Here is a 25,279-nt window from a genome sequence, read left to right as displayed (position 1 = left end):
TGGGTTGCGCGGCCACTGCCGGGCGAACTTTGTGGCCGGGCCAGCCAGCCGGCAACCCGCGTCGGCAAGTTCGCGCTATGCCAGTCAAACCCCAGTCAATCTGCTTTACCTTGCCGCTTATGAAGCGTATTTTTCACTCGCTGGCGCTGCTGGCCCTCGCGGCCTGCTCCACCACTCCGCCCCAGACGGCCCCCGATACTGCCACGCTGGCCGCCCCCATTCCGGCCGGCACGCCCGTGGTGGCCGATAAAGCCATGGTGGTGTCGGCGCACCCCGAGGCCACGCGGGTTGGCGTGGACATCATGCGCCAGGGCGGCAACGCCTACGACGCGGCCGTGGCGGTGCAGTTTGCGCTGGCCGTGGTGCTGCCCGTGGCCGGCAACATCGGCGGGGGCGGCTTCCTGCTCTACCGCGGCGCCGACGGCCAGGAAGGCGCACTGGACTTCCGCGAAACCGCCCCCGCCGCCGCCACGCGCGACATGTACCTCAATGCGCAGGGCAACCTCATTCCGGACCTGAGCACCCTGGGCCACCGCGCGGCCGGCGTGCCGGGCACCGTGGCGGGCATGGTGGAGCTGCACAAAAAGCTGGGCAAGCTGACCTGGGCGCAGGTGGTGCAGCCCGCCGTCGACCTGGCCGCCCAGGGCGTGAAGCTCACCGAAAAGGAAGCGGCTGGCCTGAACCGCACCCGCGCCGATTTCGCCCGGTTCACACCCGGCAGCTCCTACCTCCGGCCCACGCCCTGGGTGGCCGGCGACCTGATCCGGCACTCCGACCTGGCCGCCACGCTGGGCCGCATCCGCGACCAGGGCCGCGCCGGTTTCTACGAAGGTGCTACGGCCGACTTAATCGTGGCCGAAATGCAGCGTGGGCAGGGCATCATCAGCAAAGCCGACCTGGCCGGCTACCAGCCTAAGTGGCGCACGCCGCTGCACGGCCAGTACCGCGGCCACGACGTGCTGACGTTTCCGCCGCCCAGCTCGGGCGGGGTGGCGCTGCTCCAGATGCTGCAGATGCTGCAGATGCTGCAGATGCTGGATCCAAACGTGAATCTGCGCGGCTTGGGCTGGCACTCGCCGCAGGCCACGCACTGGATTACGGAAACCCAGCGCCGCGTGTACGCCGACCGCGCCACCTACCTCGGCGACCCGGATTTCGGCAAGGTGCCGGTGGCCCAGCTACTCGACAAAAAGTACAACCAGGAGCGGATGCGTACTGCCCAGCCGCGCCGCGCCACGCCCAGCGCCCAGGTGGCGGCCGGCTCCGGCTTGCCGGCGTACGAGTCGGACCAGACCACGCACTACAACATCGTGGACGCGCAGGGCAACGCCGTGAGCTGCACGACCACGCTGAATGGGGCGTACGGCAGCAAGGTGGTGGTGGCCGGGGCGGGCTTTATCCTGAACAATGAAATGGACGATTTCAGCAGCAAGCCCGGCGTGCCTAACGCCTACGGGCTGGTGGGCGGCACGGCCAACGCCATTGCGCCCGGTAAGCGCATGCTGTCCTCGATGACGCCGGCCATCTTCACCAAAAACGGCAAGCTGGCCCTGGTGGTGGGCACGCCGGGCGGCAGCACCATCATCACCAGCGTGCTGCAGGCCAGCCTCAATGTGCTCGACTACGGCATGAATGCCCAGCAGGCCGTAGCCGCGCCGCGCCTGCACCACCAGTGGCTGCCCGACCAGATTGATGTGGAAGCCGGCGCCCTGCTGCCCGCCGCCGAAGACACGCTCCGCGCCCGCGGCTACGTGCTGAAACCGCGCAACGCCTGGGGCCGCGTCGAGGTGATTCGTGTGCTGCCCGGCGGCAAGCTGGAAGGCGGCGCCGACCCCCGCGGCGACGACACGGCAGCCGGGTATTAGCCTGAAAACCAATGCGGCGCTTCAGCCTGATAACGCGGCAACAGGTGAAGCCAAGCTGCAGAACCAAAGCATTTCGGGATTTTCTAAAAACACAAAGAAGGCTGCTCCAGTAATTGGAGCAGCCTTCTTTTTTGCGTGTTGACGCAGTGGCGCTTAGCCTTTCAGCGACGTAGCGGCCGAGCTCAGGGTCTGGCCGAGCTGCTGGAGCTTGGCCTGAGCGTCGGGCGTGGCGCTGGCGGCGGCTTTGGTGGTGTGCTCGCCCAGCGTCTGCAGCGACTGGCTGATCTGGCCGCCGTCGCCGCTGCCGATGGCGCTTTTCAGGTTTTCCAGCTCCGAGGCAATGGCGCTCAGCGCGGGGCTGCCGGCGCCGTTCAGGGTGGAAATCCAGCTGTCGATGTTGCCGCCGGCGGCCGGAGCCGCAGCGCTCAGGCCGCCGCCGAGGGCCTGCAGGGTAGCGTCGAGTTGGGTGGTGCCGGTTGATGAGGTAGAATCCATGGTAGTAGGGGTTTGGTTGGTGAGATTGAACAGGCCTATTACCTGCCCAAGGCTTTAATGTTGATTATCAATTATTTGAACAAGCATTCCTGAAACATATCTGCCCCCCGATGGTGCGGCCCGCAACAGGCCCTGCGTTGGGATTGGCCCGCCAAAGGCAAGGCCGGCCTCGCTCCCACAGGAGCAAGGCCGGCCCGAATCTTACACTCATCTATTTTATTATCAGAAAATTAACACTAACCACCTACGCCATTTTCAGGTTGCCGGCGGCGGTGATGAGCGTCTGGCCGAGGTGGCGCAGCTGGTCGCCGGTGCCGTCGTGCAGGTCGCGGGCCGTGAGGGAGGTGTGCTCGCCGAGGCGCTGCAGGGAGGCGGCCATGGCGGGGCGGTCGTCGTTCTGCACGTGGGCGCGCAAATCGCGCAGCTCGCTCTGGATGCCCAGCAGCGCCGAGCCGCCGAGGCCGTCGAGGGCCTGAATCCAGCTGTCGATGGCGCCGAGGCCGGCCTCTACAGGGTGCTTGCCGGGGTGCGAGAAGGTGTCGTAGATGTTCTGGATGGTTTCTTCGATGCGGGCTGCGTGGTTCATAGTGTAGGGAGGTTAGGAAGTGGAAGGATGCTATACGATACGCAAGGCGCCGCCGGGCGTTCTGCCAGTCGAGTCTGCTCCTACTTCGCCGCTTCGGCCAGCACGTCGAATGTCAGATGGAACTCGTTGCGGATGGCGTAGGAGCCCAGGTTCTGGAAGAAGCTACTGGAGTTGTGGTTGATGCCGAACTGGGTGCGGTCGAGGGTAGCGGTGCCGCGCAGGCGCAGGCGGCCGTCGGGGCGGCGTTCCAGCGTGAGCGGAAACTGCACGGGCCGCGTGACGCCGCGTAGCGTGAGCTGGCCGCGGGCCTGCCCCTGGCTAAGCTGCTGCAGCTCGAAAACGGCCATCGGGTACTTCGCCACATCAAAGAAATCTTCGCCGCGCAGGTGCTCGGCCAGCTGGGCTTGCTCCTGCGCGATGGTGCGCATGTCCACTTCGAGGCGGGCCTGACGCAGGGTGCGGCCGTCGTAGAGGAAGCTGCCACGACGGAGCTGCACGGTGCCGCTGGGAGCGTAGGTGCCCACTTCGGCGTAGCCGGTCCAGGTGAGGGCGGCGGGCAGCAGCTGGTAGGAAGTAGCGGCGGGCTGGGTGGCGGCCAGCGTGCAGAAGGTCAGAAAGGCAAGGAGAAGTTTCATGGTTTCGGGGGAGTATATGGGTGAGCTAGTGGGCAGTGGTACCACGAGGCCTTCGGCAACTCGTGGCACCACAGGGCTAGCGCACTGTGGCTTCGGTTTCGAGCAGGCCGAGGCCTTTGTAGAGTTTGCCGGCTTTGTCGCGGGCCAGGATGTACCAAAGGGCGTCGCCGCCGTAGAGCTGGCGGGCGCTGTCAGCGTAGCGGTAGTTTTTGGCGAAGATGTAGGTGCGGCCGGGCTGCAGGCGGCCGCCGGGGCACTGGAATATCTCGGCAAACTGCGCGGGCGTCTCTACCATATTCTGCTTCCAGCCGGTTTCATCGTACCAGATAAAGCTGCCGCACTCCACCACTTCCAGCTCGCCCACCTCCGAGCGCAGCATAGTGCTGTGCTTCCAGACGTAGGCGCCGGGCTTGTCGGGGTTGGGCTCGGGGTAGTTGGGGTTGGGCGTGTGCCAGAGCGTGACACCCACCGGCACCTGCCGGAGCTTGTCGGGTAGCACGCGGGTGTGGTCGGTCCAGGCGGTGGCGGGGGGCGTGGACTGGGCCAGCAGCGGGGCAATCGGGGCGGCCAGGGCCAGCAGAAGCAGCAGCGTTTTCATGGGTCATCGGGGTTGATGAATGACCCAAAGGTGGCGGGCTGGCGCCTCCCAAACGCCCCGAATCCGGCCGCGGGACGCCCCACATCATGATGTGGGGCCAGTTGGTGCTGTCATTGCGAGGAGGCACGACGAAGCAATCCTTCCTCTCCGTGAGACAAGCAACCCTAATCGAAAAGCCCTCTGACAGTAGTGTAGCACACTAACGCCGGAGGGCTTTGCTGCAAGGAAAGTGTCTGCCACGAGAGGAAGGATTGCCACGGCCTTCGGCCTCGCAATGACAATCAACTCTACTCCGCCACCCCAGCATTCCAGTCCCGCGGGGCGGTGCCGGTGAACTGCTTGAAGATGCGGTTGAAGGTGGTTTTGGAGTTGAAGCCGCTTTCGAAGGCAATGCCGAGCAGCGTGAGACGCCGGGCGTCGGAGGTGGCGAGGCGGCGCTTCACCTCGGCCACGCGGTAGCCGTTCACTAGGTCGTTGAAGCTCTGGCCGAAGCCGTTGTTGACCGTGAACGAAATCAGACGCGGGGCCAAGCCGGTATGCGCCGACAGCTCGGCCAGCGTGAGCGTGGGGTTGAGGTAAAGCCGTTCCTGTTCCAGCGCCTGCCGGATGCGCGCCACCACAGCCGCATCCGCCACCGGAGCGGCCGGGGCCGAAAGAGCCGGAGTGTCGGATGCGGCTTCTGCACCCAACATGGCCACCGGAGCCGCATCTGATTGAGGCAGCGTGGGAACGGGCAGCGACGTAAAAACGGGCTGCAACTCCAAGGCCGCCAGTTCCGGCTCAAAGCGGACGGCGCGCATATCGGCTTGACGCAGCCCTACCACGCCTACCAGAAACACCACCACACCCAGCAGCTCGGTGGAGTAGTCGTAGGCATAATACAGCCCGAAAAACTCGCGCAGCACCACTTCCAGCAGCCATTGCGCGCTCACCACACCCACCAGCACCAGCAGCACCCGCAGCCACTGCAACCGCAGCTTCGACACCTCCGAAAAGTTGTCGGGCAGCCAGCGGCGGTACTGCTGCAGCAGCCGCAAACTCAGCCCCAGATATACCGTGAGCGAAACCCAGGTGCCGATAAACTCCACCCGGTAGGTGTAGGGCTGATGCACGGCTTCCCAGAACCACAGGCGCGTGCTGTACGGCTGCAGCCGCAGCCACCAGTACAGCCCCGCCTGCAGCAGCACTGGCGCAAAGTGCCACACGTGCCGCCGCTGCAGCCGGAAATCGTGGTTGACGAGGCTGCGCACGTAGAAGTACAGCAGCGGCCCGAAGGCAAACGAGTAGTAGATGGGCGCGAAATACCAGTTGGCATTTTGCCCGTAGATGTTGGCTTCGCGGAAGAAGCCGTCGAGCAGCCAGAGGGCTATGGCCAGCATGAGCAGGGCCAGAAAGCGGTTGGGCAGGCGGTTGGCTGGGGCCAGCCACAGCAGGCCGGCCGCAAACACAGCCTGCGCCACCACGGCCAGCAGCACGACTACCAAAGGCGTAAACGGTATCTGCATACGGGCAGGAAAAAAGACGGTAGTTGGGCCGGGTCGCCAAAATAGCCGTTTATTTCCACTGGCTTATGAAACAGAAGATTCGGGAATGGCTGCGCCGCTACTTGCCCGCCGAGGTGCTGTCGGTGGGGGCCACGCTGCTGGCGGCGGCCCTGTCCCTGCGCGCCACCGGCAGCGGCCTAAGCGCCGCGCTGGCGGGCACCTGGGCCGGCAACGTGGCGTACTTTGGCTGGCTACTGGGGCAGGATGTGTGGCAGACGCGCCGCACGCTGCAGGCCAGCGGCCGGCCGTACCGCTGGCGCACGCTGGGCCAGAACGTGCGGGCGCTGGCCGTGGAATTTGGCGTGGCCGAGGTATTCGACAGCCTGCTGATCCGACCGGCGCTGCTCTACTACATGCCGCGCTGGCTGGGCAGCTTCGGAGCGGGCATCGTGGTGGCCAAGCTGCTGGCCGACGTCACGTTCTACATCCCGGCCATCATCAGCTACGAGCTCAGCAAAAAGCGCCTGCGGCGGTTCGAGTAGGCGGCAGACACGGCTAAAGAACGTCATGCAGAGGCGCAGCCGACGCATCTCGCGTGCTGACGTTGTCAACGCAACTCAACATCAGCACGCGAGATGCGTCGGCTGCGCCTCTGCATGACGTACCTTTCCACCTTCTTCAAAACCCTCCTGTTTCCCGCCTATGTCTCTGCCCGTTCTCACGCTGCAGTCGTTTCCGCAGGGGCCGGGCCGGCGGCCGTGGTACCTGGAGCGGCTGGAGCGGCACGTGGCCAACTTCCCCGGCGTCAGCCAGGCCCACGCCCACGATTTTTACCTGCTACTCTACGTCACGCAGGGCCAGGGCACCCACACTATCGACCTAGTGAGTTACCCGCTGGTGCCGGGCAGCGTATTTTTCATGACCCCGGGCCAGGTGCACCACTGGCAGCTTTCCGACGACGCGCAGGGCTACGTGGTGCTGTTTGAGGCCGACTTCTACCTGTTCCGCTACCCCGGCGAACGGCTGTTCGAATACCCGTTCTTCGACCACCGCCACGCCCCCGCCCTGCAGCTGCCAGCCCCCGAAACCGAGCTACTGCCGCTGCTGCAGCGCATGTGGCAGGAGGCCGCCGCCCCCGCTCCGCACCAGGACGAGGTGGTGCGCTCCTACCTGCACCTGTGCCTGGAGCTGGCCGCCCGCCACTACCCGCCCGCGGCGCCCGAAGCCCCGCCCGCCGACGAGCCCCGCCACGCTCAGCAGCTGCTCCGGCAGTTCGGGAGCCTGCTCAACCAGCACTTCCGGCAGCAGCGCGAAGTGCAGCACTACGCCGATTTGCTGCACGTGTCGCCGAACCACCTCAATGCGCTGTGCCGCCGCCACTTGGGCAAAACCGCCAGCGCCCTGGTGCAGGAGCGGGTGCTGCTGGAAGCGCGCCGCCTGCTCCACCACACCCCCGCCACCGTGGCCCAGGTAGCCGACGCGCTGGGCTTCGAGGACGCCTCCTACTTTGGGCGCTACTTCCGCCGCCACACCGGCCGCACGCCCGAGGCCTTCCGCCAGCCGGCCTGAAAGCGGCCACCGGGCGGCGTTGATTTGTACCGGATCTGCCCGCAGATGGGCCTTCCCGGGCGCGGCTGCGTAGAGTAGCTTTGTATCGAAGTTTATCCGCGCACGTTCCCATGTCCACTCCTGCCACTCCTCCTGCCACGCCCAACACCGACCACGACTCCACGCTGCTGGCTATGGTGCAGCAGCGCTGCCCCCGCTGCCACCAAGGCCCGCTTTTTACGCATCCGGCCCTCAGCACCAAGTTCATGAGCATGCCCGCGCAGTGCCCAGTGTGCAGCCAGGCCTACGAGCCGGAACCGGGCTTCTATTGGGGCGCCATGTACATCAGCTTCGTGTTTTCGACGGGCATCATGCTGGTGATTGGCTTTGCGGTGTACTTCCTGCTCAACGACCCCGATACGTGGGTGTATATCGTGAGCGTGGCGGTGGTGTCGTTGCTGTTCACGCCGCTGTCGTTGCGCTACTCGCGCACGCTGATGCTGTACCTGTTCGGCGGCATCCAATACCGCCCCGATAAGGCCCGCACCAACGCCCGCTAAACCAGCATTTCCGGCGGAGCATGCTGAAAAGTGGTACTTTTCGGCATGCTCCGTTTCTTTACCCCTGGCCTGCTGGCGCTGAGTTTGCTGGCCGGCTGCCAACCCAAGCAGCCCGTCCTCGACCTCACGCCCAACGTCTGCGCGCCCGACGCCCCGGCCGCCTACACCGTCCGCCACCCCGCCTGGGCCGACTCGGCCAGCATCTACGAGGTCAATATCCGGCAGTACACGCCGGAGGGCACGTTTCGGGCTTTTGAGAAGCACTTACCGCGCCTGGATAGCATGGGTGTGGGCATTCTGTGGCTGATGCCGGTGCAGCCCATCGGGCAGCAAAACCGCAAGGGCACGCTCGGCAGCCAGTATTCCATCCGGGATTATCGGGCCGTCAACCCCGAGTTCGGCACCCTAGACGACCTGCGCCACCTCACCGAGGCCGCCCACAAGCGCGGCATGCACGTGATTCTGGACTGGGTGGCCAACCACACCAGCTGGGACAGCCAACTGGCCCAACAGCACCCCGACTGGTTCACGAAAGATGCCCGCGGCCAGTTCGTGCCGCCCGTATCCGACTGGCAGGACGTCATCGACCTCGACTATAGCAAGCCGGAGCTGCGCCGCTACATGCAGCAAAGCATGGTGTTCTGGCTGCGCGAAGCCGGTTTCGACGGCTTCCGCTGCGACGTGGCCGGCCTCGTGCCCACCGACTTCTGGAACCAGACCCGGCCGCTGCTGGAGCAGGTGAAGCCCGTGTTCATGCTGGCCGAGTGGGACGAGCTGCACGCCCCGCCCTTCCTCAAGAAAGGCGAATTCAGCCCCAACACTAAGCTGCTGGAAAAGGCCTTCGACGCCACCTACGGCCTGCGCCTGCGCTACCTGCTCGACAGCATCAGCCGCCGGCAGCAGCCCACCGCCGCCCTCGATAAGTACTTCCAGGCGGAGCGCGCCAAATACCCCGCCAGCAGCTACCTGATGTACTTCACCAGCAGCCACGACATCAACAGCTGGGACGGCACCGAGTACGAGCGGCTGGGCCAAAGCGCCCAGACCCAGGCCGTGCTGACAGCCCTGCTGCCCGGCATTCCGATGGTGTATTCGGGCCAGGAAGCCGCCCTGAAAAAGCGCCTGCGCTTCTTCGATAAGGATACCATCAACTGGAACGGTTACCCGCTCCAGGACTTCTACACCCGGCTGCTGCAGCTGAAAAAGCGCCACCCCGCCCTGCGCAACGGCGACCCGTGCAGTGAGTTTGAGCGCGTAGAAAACAGCAGCTCCGAGGTCTACAGTTTCATCCGGCGCCGGGGCGAGGCCGCTGTGCTGACCGTTGCAAACTTGGGCCGGCAGCCCCACGAGGTGCGCCCCACCACGCTGGGGCCGGGCATCTACCGGGAACTGTTCAGCGGGCAGGTGCTCAAGCTCGGCTCGGGCTCTAAGCTGCTGGTTCCCGCCTACGGCTACCGCGTGTATGAGCGCCTCCCCGACCTGCCCCGCAACGGGCTGTGGTAAGCAGCGCGCACGTTTCCCAGGGCTGAAGCCCTGGGCTAGGCAGCGGCTCGAACGGGCCGTTGCGCAGCCCGCTTTTTGACGCAGCCGCATAGCGGCGGCAGGTATGTAGTACATTATGCTACACGATGATGGAGCCGCATAGCGGCGGCAGGTTCACCAGCAGAACCTGTCGCCGCTATGCGGCTTTTATACTTCCGGGCACTGTTCAAGCTACATATCTGCCACCGCTACGCGGCTGTTCCACAACCAAGCACGTCACCCTGCATAGCCCAGGGCTTCAGCCCTGGGGAACGTGCGCGCCGTCTGCACAACGCAGCAATATTCGTCTGGCTCCCCCTCTCCACGGGAGAGGGGGCCGGGGGGTGAGGCCCCCGCCCGAACGTCTTTTCCGTACACGGCCTTTCCACCATTGCCGTAGCCCGTGCCCGATTCCGCCGTTCACCCCGATGCCCATTTGTTCCAGGTTCGTCACCCGGAGTGGGCCGCCAATGCCACCATCTACGAAGTCAACCTACGCAATTTCACGCCCGAAGGCACTTTTCGGGCCTTTGCGGAGCACCTGCCGCGGCTGGCGGCCATGGGCATCAGCATCGTGTGGCTGATGCCGATTCACCCGATTGGGGCCGTGGAGCGCAAGGGCACGCTGGGCAGCCAGTACGCCGTGCAGGACTATTTCGGGGTGAACCCGGAGTTCGGCACCCTCGATGATCTGCGCTACCTCGTGCAAACCGCCCACGCCCTGGACCTTCGCGTGCTGCTCGACTGGGTGGCCAACCACACCAGCTGGGACAACCCGCTGGTGCAGCAGCACCCCGACTGGTACCAGCACGACGAATACGGCCGCCTCGTGCCGCCCGTGCCCGACTGGACCGACGTAGTAGCCTTCGACTACACCCAGCCCGGCCTGCGCCGCTACATGACCGACGCGCTGCTCTACTGGCTGCGCGAGGCCGACATCGACGGCTACCGCTGCGACGTGGCCGGCCTCGTGCCCACCGATTTCTGGGACGAGGCGCGCCTGGAGCTGGACGAGGTGAAGCCCCTGTTTATGCTGGCCGAGTGGGACGAGCTCTACCCCAGCGGCGGCCTCACCTGGGAGCAGTTCAACTCCGATACCAAGCTGCTGGAGCGGGCCTTCAACATGACCTTCGGCCTGCGCCTGCACTACCTGCTCGACCACATTGCCGAAGGCAAAGCCCCGCTGGCCGACATCGACGCGTACCTGGCTGCCGAGCGGGCCAAATACCCGCCCTCGGTGTACCTGATGCACTTCACCAGCAACCACGACGTGAACAGCTGGGACGGCACCGAGTACGAGCGGCTGGGGCCGCTGGCGTTGCCGTTTGCGGTGCTCACGGTGCTGCTGCCCGGCATGCCGCTGCTCTACACCGGCCAGGAAACCGCCCTCAACCGGCGCTTGCTGTTCTTCGACCGCGACACCATCGACTGGACCGAGCTGCCGCTGGAAAGCTTCTACACCAAACTGTTGCAGCTCAAGCGCCGCCACCCGGCCCTGCGCAACGGCGACGTGCTCAGCCGCCTGCGCCGCCTCCCCGGCCCCTCCAGCCTCTATGGCTTCCTGCGCGAAAAAGACGGCGCGGCCGTGCTCTGCGTCATCAATATCTCCGAAGAGCCCACGCCGCTCCAACTGCCCGCCGAAGCCGCCGGCACTTGGCTGGACGTATTCAGCCAGGTACAGCTGAAGCTGGAGGAAGGCGATACGCTGACCGTGCAGGGCCACGGCTGGCGCGTGCTGGAACGGGTGTAACGCCGTAGAGACGCAATATCTTGCGTCTCGTCGTTGAACGACCGACATTGAACGGCCGGAAGTACACTGGGTATTACCAACTGAACAGCATCAGCAACGACGAGACGCAAAATATTGCGTCTCTACTGCCCTACCTGCGCAGCACCTGGCCGCTGCGGGCGCCGGTGTGGCGGCCGTTGCGCACGGTCAGGCGGCCGTTTACCAGCACGTATTTCATGCCCTCCGAATACTGATGCGGCTGCTCGAAGGTGGAGCGGTCCTGCACGGTGGCGGGGTCGAACACCACGATATCGGCTACGAAACCGGGGCGGAGCAGGCCGCGGTCCGAGAAGCCGAAGGTTTGGGCGGGCAGGCTGGTCATGCGCCGGATGGCTTCTTCCAGGGTCAGCACGTGCAGCTCGCGCACGTAGCGGCCCAGCACGCGGGCATTGGAGCCGTAGCCACGCGGGTGCGGCACGCCCTCCTGCCACACCCGGATGCTGGCGTCGGAGGCCACCATGTTCTGCGGGTAGCGCATGATGTTCTGCACGTCGGTTTCGCTCATGCCGTGGAACACCATGCCGGCGTCGTGCTGCAGCACCAGATCAAGCACGGTAGCGGCTTCAGCGCGGGCGTTGTGCGGGCGGCCGCGGCGCTGGTTTATCTGCTCGATGCTGAGGCCGTTGTAGCTGGTGTCGGGTGGGAAGCTGGCCACTACGGCGTAGCTGAAGTGCCGGAGCTGGCGGCGTTTCAGGCGCTCCAGCAAGCTGGCTTCCACGGCGCGGCGCACAGCCGGGCGGGCCAGGCGGGCGCGCAGCGAGTCGCGGCCGTCCGCCTGCACGGCGTCGGGCAGCAGGGTGCTGAGGCTGGTGGAGCTGGCCGTGTACGGGTACTGGTCGATGGTGACGGCCTGGCCGCTTTGCCGGGCGGTTTCGATGCGGCTGAGCAGGTTGGCGGTGCGGCCCCAGTTCTGCTGCCCGCCCAGCTTGAGGTGCGAAATCTGCACCGGCAGATTGGCCTCGCGGCCGATGCGCAGAGCTTCTTCAATGGAATAGGTGACACTGTCGGTTTCGTTGCGCATATGGGTGGCGTAGAGGCCGCCGGCCCGGCCCGCCACCCGCGCCAGCCGCACCAGCTCCGGTGTGCGCGAGTACGTGCCCGGCACGTAAATCAGCCCCGACGACAAGCCCACCGCGCCGGCGCGCATGGCGCTGTCTACCAGGGCCTCCATCTGCCCCAGCTCCGCCTCCGACGGCGCCCGCCGGGCCCGGCCCATTACGGCCTTGCGCACCGTGCCATGCCCAATCAGCGAGGCCACGTTCACGGATAGCCGGGCGCTGTCGAGCGAGTGAAAGTAGCGGCGCAGGTCGGGCCGGGAGGAGCCGCAGTTGCCGGTCACGACGGTCGTCACGCCGTCGTAGAGGAAGTTGTCGGCGGTGGGCTGGCGCATTTCGTCGTCTTCGATGTGGGTATGCACGTCGATGAAGCCGGGGGCCACGGCCAGGCCGCGGGCGTCGAGCACGGTATCAGCGGGGTAGCTGGCCGGCAGGCGGCCCACGGCCACGATGCGGCCGTTGCGCACGGCCACGTCGGCCAGCGTCCAGGTGTTGCCGGTGCCGTCGTAGAGGCGGCCGTTGCGGATGAGAAAGTCGGCTTTGGGCGGCGTTTGGGCCAGCACGGTGTGGGCAAGCAGCAGAAGCAGGAAGGCGAGGCGCATGCAGCGAATGTAGCGCGAACCGTTGGCTTGGCGGTGTATCGTTGCTGATTAGGCTAGCGCTAGTTCCCCTGCTTTCCAAGGAGGGGCTAGGGATGATTGACAATCGTTGAACATCATCTAGTGCTAGTGCTAAAATCGTTCTATCGGCCATCAACCACCCCTAGCCCCTCCTTTCCAAAGAGGGGAACTAGCGCTAGCCTGATAAACTTACAGCCACTTCAGCTCCTGCAGAATGGCCTCCGTGACGGCGCGGCGGCTGGCGATGAACCGCGCGTCGTCAACCGGGCCGGGCTTGGGCTCCACGTTCAGGGCGAAAAAGGCGCGGCGGCCATCGGCGCGCTCCACCCAGCCTACCAGCCAGCCGTTGTCGGGGTTGGTGGCGGAGCGAAAGCGCCAGCCGGTTTTGCCGTAGAGCGTGTATTCCGGCGTTTTTTTCAGCACCAAGAGCTGCTTCACGGCACGCTGGTGGCGCTTCTCCACAGGCAGCGTTTCGGCCTGCAGGCGGCGCAGAAATGCCACCTGCTCGAACTGCGAAATGCGCGATTCGCCATCCAGCCAGAAGGTGTCGAGGGTGGCGGTTGCCACGGCCATGCGGCCGTAGCGCAGCCGCGGCAACCACTGCCGATACCGCTTCACGCCGATGCGTTGGGCCAGCTGCTGGTAGCAGGGCACGCACGACACGCGCAGGGCGCGGGCGTAAGTCATGTCCTCGTTCCACTGCGGGAAGCTGCGCTGCTGGCCGTCCCAGCGGCAGATGGTGGCCGTGTCGGGCAGCGCGCCTGTTTGCAGCCCGATGAGGGTGTTGGGGATTTTGAAGGTGGAAGCCGGCAGAAACGACTGGCGGCAGCGCGCCGGTTGGTAGGCCACGTACTGCCCGGCCGCCTCATCATACAGCAGAAACGAACCCTGCACGCCGTATTGGTCGAAGTGTGCCTGAAAGTTGCGCTCCGCTACCCTAGGCGCCGAAGGAGCCGCCAGCAGCCACAGACTCAGTAGAAATAGATATATCGGATGCATGCGGCGAAGATAGTGGCAGCCACTTTCCCGCTCAGACCAGCCGCTCGTTGCGGGCCGCCTTTTCCACGATGCGCATGATGCGCTGTCGGCGCGTTTCGGGGCGCTTGGCGGCGGCCAGCTGCTGCAGAATCTGCTTGCGGACACCGGGCGGGAAGGCCGCAAAATGTTGGCGAGCGGCCTCGTTTTCGGCGAAGGCGGCGGCCAGGTCGGGCGGCAGCTCCAGGGCATCTACCGCGTCGAGGGCGGCCCAGCTGCCGTCCTGTCGGGCCGCGTCGATTTTAGCCTGGCCGGCCGGGTACAGCAGGTTGGCCGCTTGCAGCGCCGCTACCCGCCGCTTGTTCAGCGCCGACCACACGCTGCCCGGCTTGCGCGGCGAAAAGTACAGCTGGTAGCACACGGCGTCACCTTTGCGCGGCAAGGAGTCAATCCAGCCGAAGCACAGCGCTTCCTCCACGGCCTCGGCGTAGTTGAGGTAGCCCGGGCCATGGGCTTTCTTGTAGAGCGTGAGCCAGATGCCGGTGGGCTGGGTGTGATGGGCCGCCAGCCAGGCCCGCCACGCCGGGCGGGTTACGGGGTCCAGCACGGGGAGCGTATCGAGTGCACGAGCCATATCCCGAAGATACGCGGGCCGCAACCATCGGCCGCCACGGCCGGTTATAGGACCCGGCATTATTTATTCGCCTTTCTTCGCAACCCCGCCTTTCCACTTCATCACTTGAAAAATATGCAACACCGTGAACTGGGCCGCTCCGGCCTGCAGCTGGCCCCGCTCGTGCTGGGCGGCAACGTGTTTGGCTGGACAGCCGACGAAGCCGCGTCCTTCCGGGTGCTCGACGCCTTTGTGGCCGGCGGCGGCAACGCCATCGACACGGCCAATATGTACTCGGCCTGGGCGCCCGGCCACCAGGGCGGCGAGTCAGAAACCGTTATCGGCAAGTGGCTGCAGCAGCGCGGCCGCCGCGACGACGTGCTTGTCTTCACGAAGGTGGGCATGCAGATGGGCGACGGCTCGAAGGGTTTGGCCAAAGACTACATCCGCCGCTCGGTGGAAGCCTCACTGCAGCGCCTGCAAACCGACTACATCGACTTGTACCAGAGCCACCAGGACGACGAAACGCTGCCCGTAACTGAGCCGCTGGAGGCCTACGCCGACCTCATAAAGGAAGGAAAGGTGCGCGCCATCGGGGCCAGCAACTTCTCGGCAAGCCGCCTGCGCGAGGCCCTGGAGGCCAGCACCCAGCACAGCCTGCCCCGCTACGAAAGCCTGCAGCCCGAATACAACCTCTACGAGCGCACCAAGCTGGAAACCGACGTGCTGCCGCTATGCCAAGAGCACGGCTTGGGCGTGATTCCGTACTTCGGGCTGGCCTCGGGCTTCCTCACGGGCAAGTACCGCACCGACGCCGACCTCGCCAAGAGCGTCCGCGGCAGCAGCATCGGCCCCAAATACCTCAACGACCGGGGCCGCCGCATCCTGGCCGCCCTCGACGCCGTGGTGGCCCGCCACGCCGGCGCCACGCCCGCCCAGGTAGCCCTGGCTTGGATTATGGCCCGCCCTGGCCTCACCGCGCCCATTGCCAGCGCCACCACCGCCGAGCAGGTGCAGGAGCTACTTGGCGCCACGGCCCTGCAGCTGAGCGCGGAGGATATGCGCGCCCTGAACGAAGCCAGCGCGTAGTAGCATAGAGTAATGGCTACTTGGCGCCACGGCCCTGCAGCTGAGCGCGGAGGATATGCGCGCCCTGAACGAAGCCAGCGCGTAGTAGCATAGAGTAATGAGTAGTTGGAAAGTGGCTGCTACGGTGTAGTTGCGGAAATAACACGTGGTAGTCCTGCACTTCCGCTTCGGCCATCGGCCAACGGCCCGCTGCCTCTCCTGAGGTGGCGGGCCGTTTTGCTGGCGGGGTTTCTGGACAAACACAGGGCCAATACCGGGACAAAGGCCGGGGCGGGCGGGCGGTTTTTTGCAGTAGTAGCGCAGGAATGCCTATTTTTCCCCCGCTTATTCTTTCCACTGCTGTTTTCGCACCTATCGGCACCCTCTCCCCCTGGTTTTTCTATGGCTGCTCCCATCACCTCCTCCATCCCCACCCCCACCGACACGCCGCCCGGCCAGGAAGCCCCGCGTTATACCTCGGCGCTGGCCTCACTCACCGTGCTGTTTTTTATGATGGGGTTTATTACCTGTCTGAACGATATCCTGATTCCGTACCTGAAGGCCATTTTCAACCTCTCCTACACCCAGGCCAACTTCATCAACCTGTGCTTCTTTGGGGCCTACTTCGTGATGGGTATTCCGGCGGGTAAGGCCGTGGAACGCCTGGGCTACAAAGGCGGCATGCTGCTGGGCTTCGTGGTGGCCGCCATTGGCGCTTTCTTGTTTTACCCCGCTGCCGAAAGCCGCTCCTATGGCTTGTTTCTGGGCGCGCTGTTTGTGCTGGCCACGGGCGTGGTGCTGCTGCAGGTAGCCGGCAACCCCTACGTAGCCATTCTGGGCCCGGCCAAATCGGCCCCGGCCCGCCTCACGCTCACGCAGGCGTTCAACTCGCTGGGCACTACCATTGCCCCGTTGCTGGGCTCGGCCCTCATTTTGTCGAACCTGCCTGACCTGGACACGGCAGCCTCTGCCGCCGCCATTGACGTGCGTGCCGTGCAGATGCCGTATCTGGCTATTGGCGGTGTTCTGCTTGTAATCAGTGCGTTACTCTTCATACTGAAGCTGCCCGTTATTTCGCACGCCCACACCGAAGACGTGCCCGGCCGCCGCGCCTGGCATTACCGCCACCTGGTGCTGGGCATGGTGGGCATTTTCGCCTACGTGGGCGGCGAAGTAGCTATTGGTTCGCACATTGTGAGCTACCTGCATTTGTCCGACGTAATGGGGCTGTCTCCTAAATCGGCTGGTGATATGGTGACCTATTACTGGGGCGGCGCCATGGTAGGCCGCTTCCTGGGGGCTTATCTGCTCAACAAGTTCAACCCCGGCCGCCTACTGGCCTTCAACGCCCTGGGTGCCGTGCTGCTGGTGCTGATTTCAGTGAGCACCACCGGCGAAGTGGCCATGTGGAGCCTGCTGGCCGTGGGTTTGATGAACTCCATCATGTTTGCCACCATCTTCACGCTGGCCGTGGCCGGCCTGGGCCGCCACACCCAGGAAGCTTCGGGCCTGCTGAACGTAGCCATTGTGGGCGGTGCCGTGGTGCCGCTGCTGTTCGGTTTGGTAGCCGATGCCAGCACCCTGCGCTGGGCCTTCGTGCTGCCCGTGCTGTGCTACGCCTATATTCTGTGGTACGGCATTTCGGGCCACAAGACCCGGGAGGCATAATATCAGCCCGCTTTTTTTCAGTGTATGCGCTCCGGGTTGGCGGCTTTTCAAGCAGCCGGCCCGGAGCGTTTGTGTCCTGTATTCTCTCATTTTCGAGTGCAACGAAGAATCCGGTGATAGTCGCTGGCTGGGTTTACTTAGCTTGCCCGCTGCCTCCACCTTGACACTTTCAACATCTGTTCCCCCCTCTGCTCCTGCCGTGAATCTGCGCCTGCTTTCGCTACTACTTCCCAGCCTGTGGCTGGCTTTCCTGACTCTGCCGGCCCGGGCCGCCGTGCGGCTGCCACGGTTGGTAGGCTCGCACATGGTGCTGCAGCGCAACGTACCGCTGCCGCTCTGGGGCTGGGCCGAGCCGGGCGAAGTGGTACGCGTAGCGTTCCGGGCAGCGCAGGCCCAGGCCACCGCCGGCCCCGACGGCCGCTGGCAACTCACGCTGCCAGCGCAGGCCCCGGGCGGGCCATTTGAACTGACAGTGCAGGGTTCCAACACGCTGCGCCTCACCGATGTGCTGGTCGGCGACGTATGGCTGGCCTCGGGGCAGTCGAACATGGAATGGGCGCTGCGCAACGCCGCCAACGGCCCCACCGAAGCTGCTGCCGCCCGCTTCCCCAACCTGCGGCTGTTTGCGGTGCCCAACCGCGCCGAGCTGCACCCCCAGGCCGAGCTGGCTGGCGGCGAGTGGCAGCCCTGCACGCCTGAGTCGGCGGCAGAGTTTTCGGCAGTGGCCTACTACTTCGGGCGCGACCTGCTGCGGCGCTACAACGTGCCGGTGGGCCTGATTGCGGCCGACTGGGGCGGCACCGTGGCGGAGGCTTGGGTCAGCGCCGAAGCGTTGCAGCAACTTCCTGATTTTCGGGCGTCGGTGGCGGCGCTGCAGCAGCAAAACAGCTCGTTTGCCGAGCAGGAAGCCGCCTACGCCGCGCGCCTGAATGCCTGGCAGCAAAGCCCCGCCGGCCAGGACCAGGGCCTGTTGCCCGGCCGCCCATCGTGGTCCGACCCTACTCTTTCTACCATCGACTGGCCCACCATGCCGCTGCCAGGCTACTGGGAAAACCGGGTACCGGCCCTGCACGACCTCGACGGCATTGTATGGTTTCGGCGCGACCTGACGCTGCCCGCCACGGCGGCTAGCCAGCCACTCGTCCTCACCCTGGCCAAAGTCGATGACCAGGACAGCACCTTCTTCAACGGCGTAGCCATTGGGGGCACGCGTGGCTACGACCAGTTGCGGCGCTACACGGTGCCGGCCGAGCTGGTGCGGGCCGGCCGCAACGTAGTGGCCGTGCGCGTCACCGACAACGGCGGCGGCGGCGGCCTTTGGGGCCAGCCCACCGACATGACAGCCGTGGTGGGCGGCCTCACGGTGCCGTTGGCCGGCACCTGGCAGTACCGTCTGGCTCAGGACCCCGACACCCGGCCCGCCAACACGCTGGCGGGCGGCCCCAACAACGCACCCACGGCCCTTTTCAACGGCATGATTGCGCCGCTGCTGCCGTTTGCGCTGAAGGGAGTTATCTGGTATCAGGGCGAAAGCAACGCCGACCGCGCCACGCAGTATCGCACGCTGTTTCCGGCCCTGATTGCAGACTGGCGGCAACGGTGGCAGCAGCCGGCCCTGCCATTTCTGTTTGTACAGCTGGCTGCTTATCAGCCCGACCCGCCCCAGCCGGCCACTTCGGCCTGGGCCGAATTGCGCGAGGCGCAGCGCTACGTTGGCCGCACGGTGCCGCACACAGCCATGGCCGTCGCGCTGGATCTGGGCAACGTCAATGACATTCACCCGCTCAATAAGCTGGACGTAGGCCGCCGTCTGGCGTTGGCCGCCCGCCGCCTGGCCTACGGCGAAACCACGCTGGTGGCCTCGGGCCCCACCGTGGTAGGCGTCGCGCCGGGCCGCGGCAGCCTCACGGTACGCTTCGGCAATGCTGGCAGCGGCTTGGTGCTAAAGCCGGCCGCTGACGCCGGCACTGGCCGCAGCAGCTTCGCCATTGCCGGGCCCGACCGGCGGTTTGTGTGGGCAACTGCCGAAGTACAGGGCAGCACCATCGTGCTGCGAGCGGCTGGCGTGCCCAATCCGGTGGCTGTGCGCTACGCCTGGGGCAACAGCCGCCCGGCTACACTCTTCAACAAACAAGGTCTGCCGGCCCCGCCGTTCCGGGCTGGCGAGTAAGGTTTCCTTGCCCCGGTGAAGCTGCCGGGAATTTCTGCGGGCGCAGGTTTTGTGGCGCGCAGACCTTGCAGCGCCGTACGCGGGCCGGTTGCGTGAACCGGAGGGAACATTGAGTGGCTGGCTGGTTATCAGCAACAGCTACCGATGGTAGCCCGGACCAGCAAACCGGTGCAATGCCCGTTATTGCCATCCTCTGTGCTTATTTCTGCTTGCTGCATGCCAATCCGCCTCGCCACGCCCGCCGACCTCGACCCGCTTTTTCAGCTATGGTGCCAGCTCATGGACCAGCACCAGGCTTACCATCCGGTGTTCGGCTACCATCCGGCAGCGGCGTTTCGGCTGAAGCAGGCGTTGCGGGAGCGGCTCCGCGAAACCCATACCCGCATTTTCGTAGCCGATGCCGGCCCTGACCCGGTGGTTGGGTTGCTGCTGGCTACCTACCAGACCGGCAACAGCGGTATGCACTATTTCCGGCGCGGGTACATCGCCGAAACCATTGTGGCTGCCAACTTTCGCGGGCAGGGTATTGGCCGGGCGCTGGTGACAGCAGCCAGAGAATGGCTGGTTTCGGAAGGCGCCGACCATCTGGAGCTGCAGGTGGCAGTACAAAATCCGGCGGCGCTGCGGTTCTGGCAGGCCCAGGGCTTCGGCGTGACCACGCAGCACCTGATGCTGCCGCTGCAGCCACCCCCGCACACGGCACCGGGCACTCAACTGTAGCGGCACTCCCTGCGTTAGGACCAGGGCCTGCTACTGGCCATCGTTCTGTTGTACGTCTATTATGCTTTTTCTTGCTGCCGATATCCAGCCCTTCGACTGGAACCGAATTTTACTTTCTGACGAAGCTCCGCCATTATTTCTGCTGGAGGTGGCGCTACGTTGCGTGCTCACTTACCTGATGATTATCGGGGCGCTGCGCGTGACCGGCCGGCGCGGGGTGCGGCAGCTGTCCATCTTCGAGCTGAGCATCATCCTGGCCCTGGGCTCGGCCGCCGGCGACGCCATGCTCTACCACGATACGCCGCTGCTACATGCAGCCGTGGTGTTTGGAGTGGTGTCGGGACTGTATCTGCTGTTCAACCGCCTCACCGAGCGGTTCCCGAAATTCTCCGACTGGCTGGAGGGCGCGCCGGTGCTGCTGGTAGAAGACGGGGAAATCAACCTGCCCAACTTCACCAAGCAAAACCTCACCCAGAAGGAGCTGTTCGGGGAGCTGCGGCTGCGCCAGGTAGAGCACCTGGGGCAGGTGCGCCGCGCCTACATCGAGGCCACCGGCGAGGTCAGCATCTACTTCTTTGCCGACGAGGACGTGCGCCCCGGCCTGCCCATCTGGCCCGAGCGCAAAACCGACAAGCGCCACCGCGTGGAGCAGGCCGGCCAGCACGCCTGCGCCTGCTGCGCCCACGTTCAGACGCTGGCCAAAGGCGAGCTGGCCCGCTGCGCCGTCTGCCGCCACGACGAGTGGATTCCGGCCTGCGACGCCAAGCGGATTGCGTAAGCGGCGTAGAGACGCAATATTTTGCGTCTCGTCGTTGCTGATGTTGTTTGGACTGTTCATCACCGCATCGTTCAACGACGAGACGCAAGATATTGCGTCTCTACCCCGCCCAGTCACTTTGTTTCCTTTCCTGCCATGCTGCCGCTGCTCCGCATCCACCACATTGCCATTATCGGCTCCGACTACGCCCGCTCCAAACGGTTTTACACCGAGGTGCTGGGGCTGCGCGTCATGCGGGAAGTGTACCGCGAGGCCCGGCAGTCGTGGAAGCTGGACCTGGCCCTGGGCGAGCAGTACGTTATCGAGCTGTTTTCCTTCCCCGAGCCGCCGTCCCGCCCCACCCGGCCCGAGGCCGCCGGCCTGCGCCACCTCGCCTTTGCCGTGTCGGACATTGAGGCCACCGTGCGCCACCTCACGACCCACAGCGTAGCGTCGGAGCCCATCCGCACCGACGAGTTTACGGGCCGGCGCTTCACTTTTATTGAGGACCCCGACGGGCTGCCGTTGGAGTTTTATGAGGTGTAAACCGAGCCGCGGTTGGTTGGAAATCGTAGAACGGCCCGGTTCCGGTGATTGGCCCATTGCCCGCCGCCCCCTACCTTGCCCCCATGATGCCCGATACCCCCGCACCGCTCCCCTACCTCATCATTGATTTCGACAGCACGTTTACCCAGGTGGAAGGCCTCGACGAGCTGGCCGACATTGCCCTCACCGGCCAGCCCAACCGGGCGGAAGTAGTAGCCGCCATCCGCGCCCTCACCGACCGGGGCATGAGCGGGGAGCTGAAGTTTTCGGAATCCTTGCGGGAGCGGCTGGCTTTGCTGCCGGCCCGGCGCGAGCATATCGGGCTGCTGGTGGAGCGGCTGAAGGGCAAGGTATCGGAGAGCATTCGGCGCAACCGGGGCTTCTTCGAGCAGTTTCCGGGCCGGGTGTACATCGTGAGCAGCGGCTTCCGCGAGTTCATTGAGCCGGTGGTGGCCGAGTTCGGCATCGACGCCGACCACGTGCTGGCCAACACCTTCACCTTCGACGCCGAGGGCCGCATTACGGGCTTCGACGCCAGCAACCCCCTCAGCCAGGACGGCGGCAAAATCCTGCAGCTGCGCCAGCTTGATTTGCACGGCCCTGTGTACGCCCTCGGCGACGGCTACACCGACTATCAGATCCGGGAAGCCGGCCTGGCCGACCGCTTCTACGCCTTCACCGAAAACGTGACCCGCGACGCCGTAGTGGCCCGCGCCGATGAAGTGCTGCCCTCCTTCGACGAATTTCTCTACCAGAACAAGCTCCCGATGACCCTTTCGTATCCCAAGAACCGCATCAAAGTCCTGCTCCTCGAAAACCCCGACCCGCGCGCCGCCGAGCTGTTCCGCCAGGAAGGCTACCAGGTGGAAAGCGTGCCCGGGGGCCTCGACGAGGACGAGCTGGCCGCCCGCATCGAAGGCGTGAGCATTCTGGGCATCCGGAGCAAAACCCAGGTGACGCCGCGGGTGCTGGAGGCCGCCAACCGCCTCATTGCGGTGGGCGCGTTCTGCATCGGCACCAACCAGATTGACCTCACCGGCTGCATGAAGAAAGGCATTGCCGTGTTCAATGCCCCTTTCAGCAACACCCGCTCGGTGGTGGAGCTGGCCCTGGGCGAAATCATCATGCTGGCCCGCCGCATCCCCGAGAAAAACCCCAAAATGCACCGCGGCGAGTGGGATAAGTCGGCCGGGGGCTCGTTTGAGGTGCGCGGCAAGAAGCTGGGCATCGTGGGCTACGGCAACATCGGCTCGCAGCTGTCGGTGGTGGCTGAGGCCATCGGCCTGCAGGTGCTCTACTACGATGTGGCCGAGAAGCTGCAACTGGGCAACGCCGTGAAGTGCCGCACCCTCGATGAGCTGCTGCAGCAGGCCGACATCGTGACCCTGCACGTGGACGGCCGCAAGGAAAACACCAACCTCATCGGGGCCCGCGAGCTGGCCCTGATGAAGCCCGGCGCGCTGCTGCTCAATAACGCCCGCGGCCACGTGGTGGACGTGCCGGCCCTGGCCGCCGTGCTCCGCTCAGGCCACCTGGGCGGCGCCGCCGTGGATGTGTTCCCCTACGAGCCCAAAACCAACCAGGAGAGCTTCGAGAGCGAGCTGCGCGACCTGCCCAACGTGCTGCTCACGCCCCACATCGGGGGCAGCACGGCCGAGGCCCAGCGCAACATTGCCGAGTTTGTGCCCGAGCGGATTATGCAGTACGTGAACACCGGTAACACCCAGCAGAGCGTCAACTTCCCCAACATTCAGCTGCCCGAGCAGCAGGCCCATCGCCTCATCCACATTCACCACAACGTGCCCGGTGTACTGGCCCGCATCAATAACGTGCTGGCCCAGCACCACGTTAACATCCTGGGTCAGTACCTGAAAACCAACGAGCACATCGGCTACGTCATCACCGACATCGACAAGCAGTACGCCCCCGAGGTCATCCAGGCCCTGCGCGACGTGGAGCACACCATCAAGTTTCGGGTGCTGTATTAGGGAGTATTGGGTTGTTAGATATGGGTAGCGAGTAAGCAATACTCATATCGAATGACTCATTTCTTCAGACTGAAAAAAACGACAAACGGCCGCTCCGAGCTTCGGAGCGGCCGTTTGCCGTCTGAGAGAGTACTGCTATTGGCGCACTACCCGTTGCGTAGTGCGCTGGGTAGCCGTGGTGAGCTGCAGCAGATACAGGCCGCTTTTCAGCTCCGGCAGGGCCGGCAGCAGCTGCGGAATTCCCGACAGCGGCAGCTTGGCCGCGTACACCGTGGCCCCGGTCAGCGTGGTCAGCGTAACCTGCGTAGGCTGCGCCTCGGTGCCGGCGGGCAGGGCCACGTACAGCTGCTGGCTGAACGGGTTCGGCGAGGCCGTACCGGCTGCCGGCGTGCTGCCCGAGCGGCGCACCACCACCACGGGCGACATATGCACGCTGCCGTCCAGGTCCTGCTGCCGCAGGCGATAGTAGCCGACAGCCAGGCTGCGGGCCTCGGCGGAGGCGTCGAGGTACTGGTAGCTGCGCGGGGCCGTGCTATTGCCGGCGGCTGGCAGCTGGGCTACCGGCTGGAAGGTGCGGCCATCGGCCGAGCGCTCCAACGTGAAGTTGTCGCTGTTCACTTCCTGGGCCGTGCTCCAGCGCAATAAAGCGCCATCAGAGGTAGTCTGGCCGTTGAATGCTTTCAGGACCACAGGCAGCGGAGCCGTGATGGTGGGGCTGGTGGCGGAGGTGCTCTGCTCATAGCGGAACACCGACCCATTAGCGTTGCCGATAAACAAATCCAGCAGGCCGTCGCCGTCCAGGTCCGTGACGGCGGGGGCCGCGTAGCCGTTCACATTGCTGGGATTGGTACCGGAGTTGCCCATGTTAATAACCGTGGCGGCCGTGCCGGCCGTGCTCAGGTCGCGCACGAAGGTGAACGTGGCGCGGTTCACAGCCGTCTGCGTGTACAGCTTCACGGCACCGGCCTGCGTGCCTACTACCAGGTCCAGCTTGCCGTCGCCGTCGTAGTCGGTCACCAGCGGCTTGCTTACGTCGCCCCCATCCAGCGGAGTGCCGTCGCCAAGCTTGATGGTGCCCAGGTCGGTGAAGCCGGCCGTGGTGTTGGCGCGGAGTGCGTTCTGCTCGTAGCGCCGGATGGTGCCGTCGTTGGCGCCCACCAGAATGTCAATCCGGCCGTCGCCGTCGAAGTCCGTGATGGTGGGCCGGGCATAGGAGCCGGCGTTGGCATTGGCCGTGCCCGCGGTTGTCACCAGGCCATAAGGATTAGAAAAGAGCGTGGACCCCGCGCCGAAGGTGAGAGCCCCGGCGCCGGTGCGGGCGGTCTGCTCATAAATCTGCACTTTCCCCAGCTCCTCGCCTACCAGAATTTCCTGCAGCCCGTCGCCGTCCAGGTCCGTGACGGTAGGCTTGGCGAAGTTGCCCACGTCGATAGTAGCCGAATTCGAGGAAAGGGTGAGCAGGGTCCCGGTGGTGCTGAACGCGCCGTTGGCGGCCGTCTGCTCATACACTATCATGGTGCCGTTGCCCTGCCCGACCAGCAGCTCCAGCCGGCCGTCGGCGTCCAAGTCGCAGACTACGGGCGTGGAAAAGTTGCCGGTAGCCGTCGTGCCAGTTGTCGCAGGAGTAGCCTGGGGGTAGTTCTGCGACGACGAAGTGCGCGTGATGCCCAGCTTGGTGGCGCTGACGGCCGTGCCGGCAGCCGTGGTAATGGCGAAGCTGCCCGAGCCGGCGGCAATCGGCACCGTGAAGCGCAGAACGGTGCCCGGCAGCAGCAGGTCCGACGTGGCCGACACCCGCTGGCCGTTCAGCAGCACGGACGTAAAATTCGTCAGGTTGGTGCCGGTGACGGTCACGGTAGAGCCGGGAGCCGCGTCGGTATTTGGCGTGAAGCTGGTGATGGTGGGGGCCTGGGCTAGGGCGGCGACCGGCAGCACCAGTGAAGCCAGAGTGAGCAGTGAGTAACCGGAGAGTAGAGCGAAGCGCATAGGTGCAGGGAATAAAGAGCGAAGTCAGAGCC

Annotated in this window: 22 protein-coding genes; 13 read left to right on the top strand and 9 right to left on the bottom strand. The window is 65.1% G+C overall.

Annotated features, from left to right (window positions below):
* Positions 1–119: 119 nt before the first annotated feature.
* Positions 120–1,865 (top strand): gamma-glutamyltransferase, encoded by a 1,746-nt coding sequence (gene ggt, locus N008_RS13660; protein WP_044016749.1) that lies wholly within the window; start codon positions 120–122, stop codon positions 1,863–1,865.
* 153 nt (positions 1,866–2,018) lie between these two features.
* On the opposite strand, the gene N008_RS13655 is transcribed toward ggt, so the two are convergent.
* The 5 genes from N008_RS13655 to N008_RS13635 form a co-directional block, all read right to left on the bottom strand.
* Positions 2,019–2,360 (bottom strand): hypothetical protein, encoded by a 342-nt coding sequence (locus N008_RS13655; protein WP_044016748.1) that lies wholly within the window; start codon positions 2,358–2,360, stop codon positions 2,019–2,021.
* Between the two features lie 244 nt (positions 2,361–2,604).
* Complete coding sequence (locus N008_RS13650) at positions 2,605–2,946, bottom strand: hypothetical protein (protein ID WP_044016745.1); 342 nt, start codon at positions 2,944–2,946, stop codon at positions 2,605–2,607.
* A gap of 80 nt (positions 2,947–3,026) precedes the next feature.
* Positions 3,027–3,581, bottom strand: coding sequence for a YceI family protein (locus N008_RS21705; RefSeq protein WP_052381544.1), 555 nt, complete (start codon positions 3,579–3,581; stop codon positions 3,027–3,029).
* Positions 3,582–3,657: 76 nt separating this feature from the next.
* Positions 3,658–4,179: a hypothetical protein gene (locus tag N008_RS13640; RefSeq protein ID WP_044016743.1), complete on the bottom strand. Its 522-nt coding sequence runs from the start codon at positions 4,177–4,179 to the stop codon at positions 3,658–3,660.
* 287 nt (positions 4,180–4,466) lie between these two features.
* Positions 4,467–5,684, bottom strand: coding sequence for a helix-turn-helix domain-containing protein (locus tag N008_RS13635; RefSeq protein ID WP_044016741.1), 1,218 nt, complete (start codon positions 5,682–5,684; stop codon positions 4,467–4,469).
* A 65-nt stretch (positions 5,685–5,749) separates the two neighbouring features.
* Between N008_RS13635 and N008_RS13630 the strand changes: the two genes are divergently transcribed.
* The 5 genes from N008_RS13630 to N008_RS13610 all read left to right on the top strand — a co-directional run bounded on the left by N008_RS13630 (position 5,750) and on the right by N008_RS13610 (position 11,042).
* Complete coding sequence (locus N008_RS13630; RefSeq protein ID WP_044016739.1) at positions 5,750–6,205, top strand: hypothetical protein; 456 nt, start codon at positions 5,750–5,752, stop codon at positions 6,203–6,205.
* A 160-nt stretch (positions 6,206–6,365) separates the two neighbouring features.
* Positions 6,366–7,232, top strand: a complete 867-nt coding sequence (locus N008_RS13625) for a helix-turn-helix domain-containing protein (protein WP_044016736.1) — start codon at positions 6,366–6,368, stop codon at positions 7,230–7,232.
* 110 nt (positions 7,233–7,342) lie between these two features.
* Complete coding sequence (locus tag N008_RS13620) at positions 7,343–7,771, top strand: DUF983 domain-containing protein (RefSeq protein ID WP_231569712.1); 429 nt, start codon at positions 7,343–7,345, stop codon at positions 7,769–7,771.
* A gap of 45 nt (positions 7,772–7,816) precedes the next feature.
* Complete coding sequence (locus N008_RS13615; protein WP_044016734.1) at positions 7,817–9,274, top strand: alpha-amylase family glycosyl hydrolase; 1,458 nt, start codon at positions 7,817–7,819, stop codon at positions 9,272–9,274.
* A gap of 421 nt (positions 9,275–9,695) precedes the next feature.
* Complete coding sequence (locus N008_RS13610; protein WP_071884538.1) at positions 9,696–11,042, top strand: alpha-amylase family glycosyl hydrolase; 1,347 nt, start codon at positions 9,696–9,698, stop codon at positions 11,040–11,042.
* A 130-nt stretch (positions 11,043–11,172) separates the two neighbouring features.
* On the opposite strand, the gene N008_RS13605 is transcribed toward N008_RS13610, so the two are convergent.
* From N008_RS13605 to N008_RS13595, 3 genes are all read right to left on the bottom strand, one after another.
* Positions 11,173–12,738 (bottom strand): N-acyl-D-amino-acid deacylase family protein, encoded by a 1,566-nt coding sequence (locus N008_RS13605; RefSeq protein WP_044016733.1) that lies wholly within the window; start codon positions 12,736–12,738, stop codon positions 11,173–11,175.
* Positions 12,739–12,945: 207 nt separating this feature from the next.
* Entirely contained in the window at positions 12,946–13,755 is an 810-nt protein-coding gene (blaOXA, locus tag N008_RS13600; protein WP_071884537.1) for a class D beta-lactamase, read from the bottom strand.
* A gap of 31 nt (positions 13,756–13,786) precedes the next feature.
* The gene (locus N008_RS13595) at positions 13,787–14,365 is read right to left on the bottom strand and encodes a YdeI/OmpD-associated family protein (RefSeq protein ID WP_044016729.1); all 579 of its coding nucleotides are present in this window, start codon (positions 14,363–14,365) and stop codon (positions 13,787–13,789) included.
* Between the two features lie 114 nt (positions 14,366–14,479).
* Between N008_RS13595 and N008_RS13590 the strand changes: the two genes are divergently transcribed.
* From N008_RS13590 to serA, 7 genes are all read left to right on the top strand, one after another.
* Positions 14,480–15,433 (top strand): aldo/keto reductase, encoded by a 954-nt coding sequence (locus N008_RS13590; RefSeq protein ID WP_044018778.1) that lies wholly within the window; start codon positions 14,480–14,482, stop codon positions 15,431–15,433.
* A gap of 381 nt (positions 15,434–15,814) precedes the next feature.
* Entirely contained in the window at positions 15,815–17,080 is a 1,266-nt protein-coding gene (locus N008_RS13585) for a sugar MFS transporter (protein ID WP_044016726.1), read from the top strand.
* 199 nt (positions 17,081–17,279) lie between these two features.
* Entirely contained in the window at positions 17,280–19,250 is a 1,971-nt protein-coding gene (locus N008_RS13580) for a sialate O-acetylesterase (RefSeq protein ID WP_052381542.1), read from the top strand.
* 216 nt (positions 19,251–19,466) lie between these two features.
* Positions 19,467–19,970: a GNAT family N-acetyltransferase gene (locus tag N008_RS13575; RefSeq protein WP_044016725.1), complete on the top strand. Its 504-nt coding sequence runs from the start codon at positions 19,467–19,469 to the stop codon at positions 19,968–19,970.
* Positions 19,971–20,031: 61 nt separating this feature from the next.
* Positions 20,032–20,748, top strand: coding sequence for a DUF421 domain-containing protein (locus N008_RS13570; RefSeq protein WP_081910795.1), 717 nt, complete (start codon positions 20,032–20,034; stop codon positions 20,746–20,748).
* A gap of 135 nt (positions 20,749–20,883) precedes the next feature.
* Positions 20,884–21,273, top strand: coding sequence for a VOC family protein (locus N008_RS13565; RefSeq protein ID WP_044016722.1), 390 nt, complete (start codon positions 20,884–20,886; stop codon positions 21,271–21,273).
* Between the two features lie 86 nt (positions 21,274–21,359).
* Positions 21,360–23,261: a phosphoglycerate dehydrogenase gene (gene serA, locus N008_RS13560; RefSeq protein ID WP_044018773.1), complete on the top strand. Its 1,902-nt coding sequence runs from the start codon at positions 21,360–21,362 to the stop codon at positions 23,259–23,261.
* Positions 23,262–23,396: 135 nt separating this feature from the next.
* On the opposite strand, the gene N008_RS13555 is transcribed toward serA, so the two are convergent.
* Complete coding sequence (locus N008_RS13555; RefSeq protein ID WP_044016720.1) at positions 23,397–25,247, bottom strand: FG-GAP repeat domain-containing protein; 1,851 nt, start codon at positions 25,245–25,247, stop codon at positions 23,397–23,399.
* Between the last annotated feature and the right edge of the window lie 32 nt (positions 25,248–25,279).

The sequence above is a fragment of the Hymenobacter sp. APR13 genome (genome assembly GCF_000737515.1).
Classification (GTDB): domain Bacteria; phylum Bacteroidota; class Bacteroidia; order Cytophagales; family Hymenobacteraceae; genus Hymenobacter.
The sequence above is the reverse complement of the archived record's forward strand: the minus strand, read 5'-3'. Positions and strand labels throughout refer to the sequence as shown.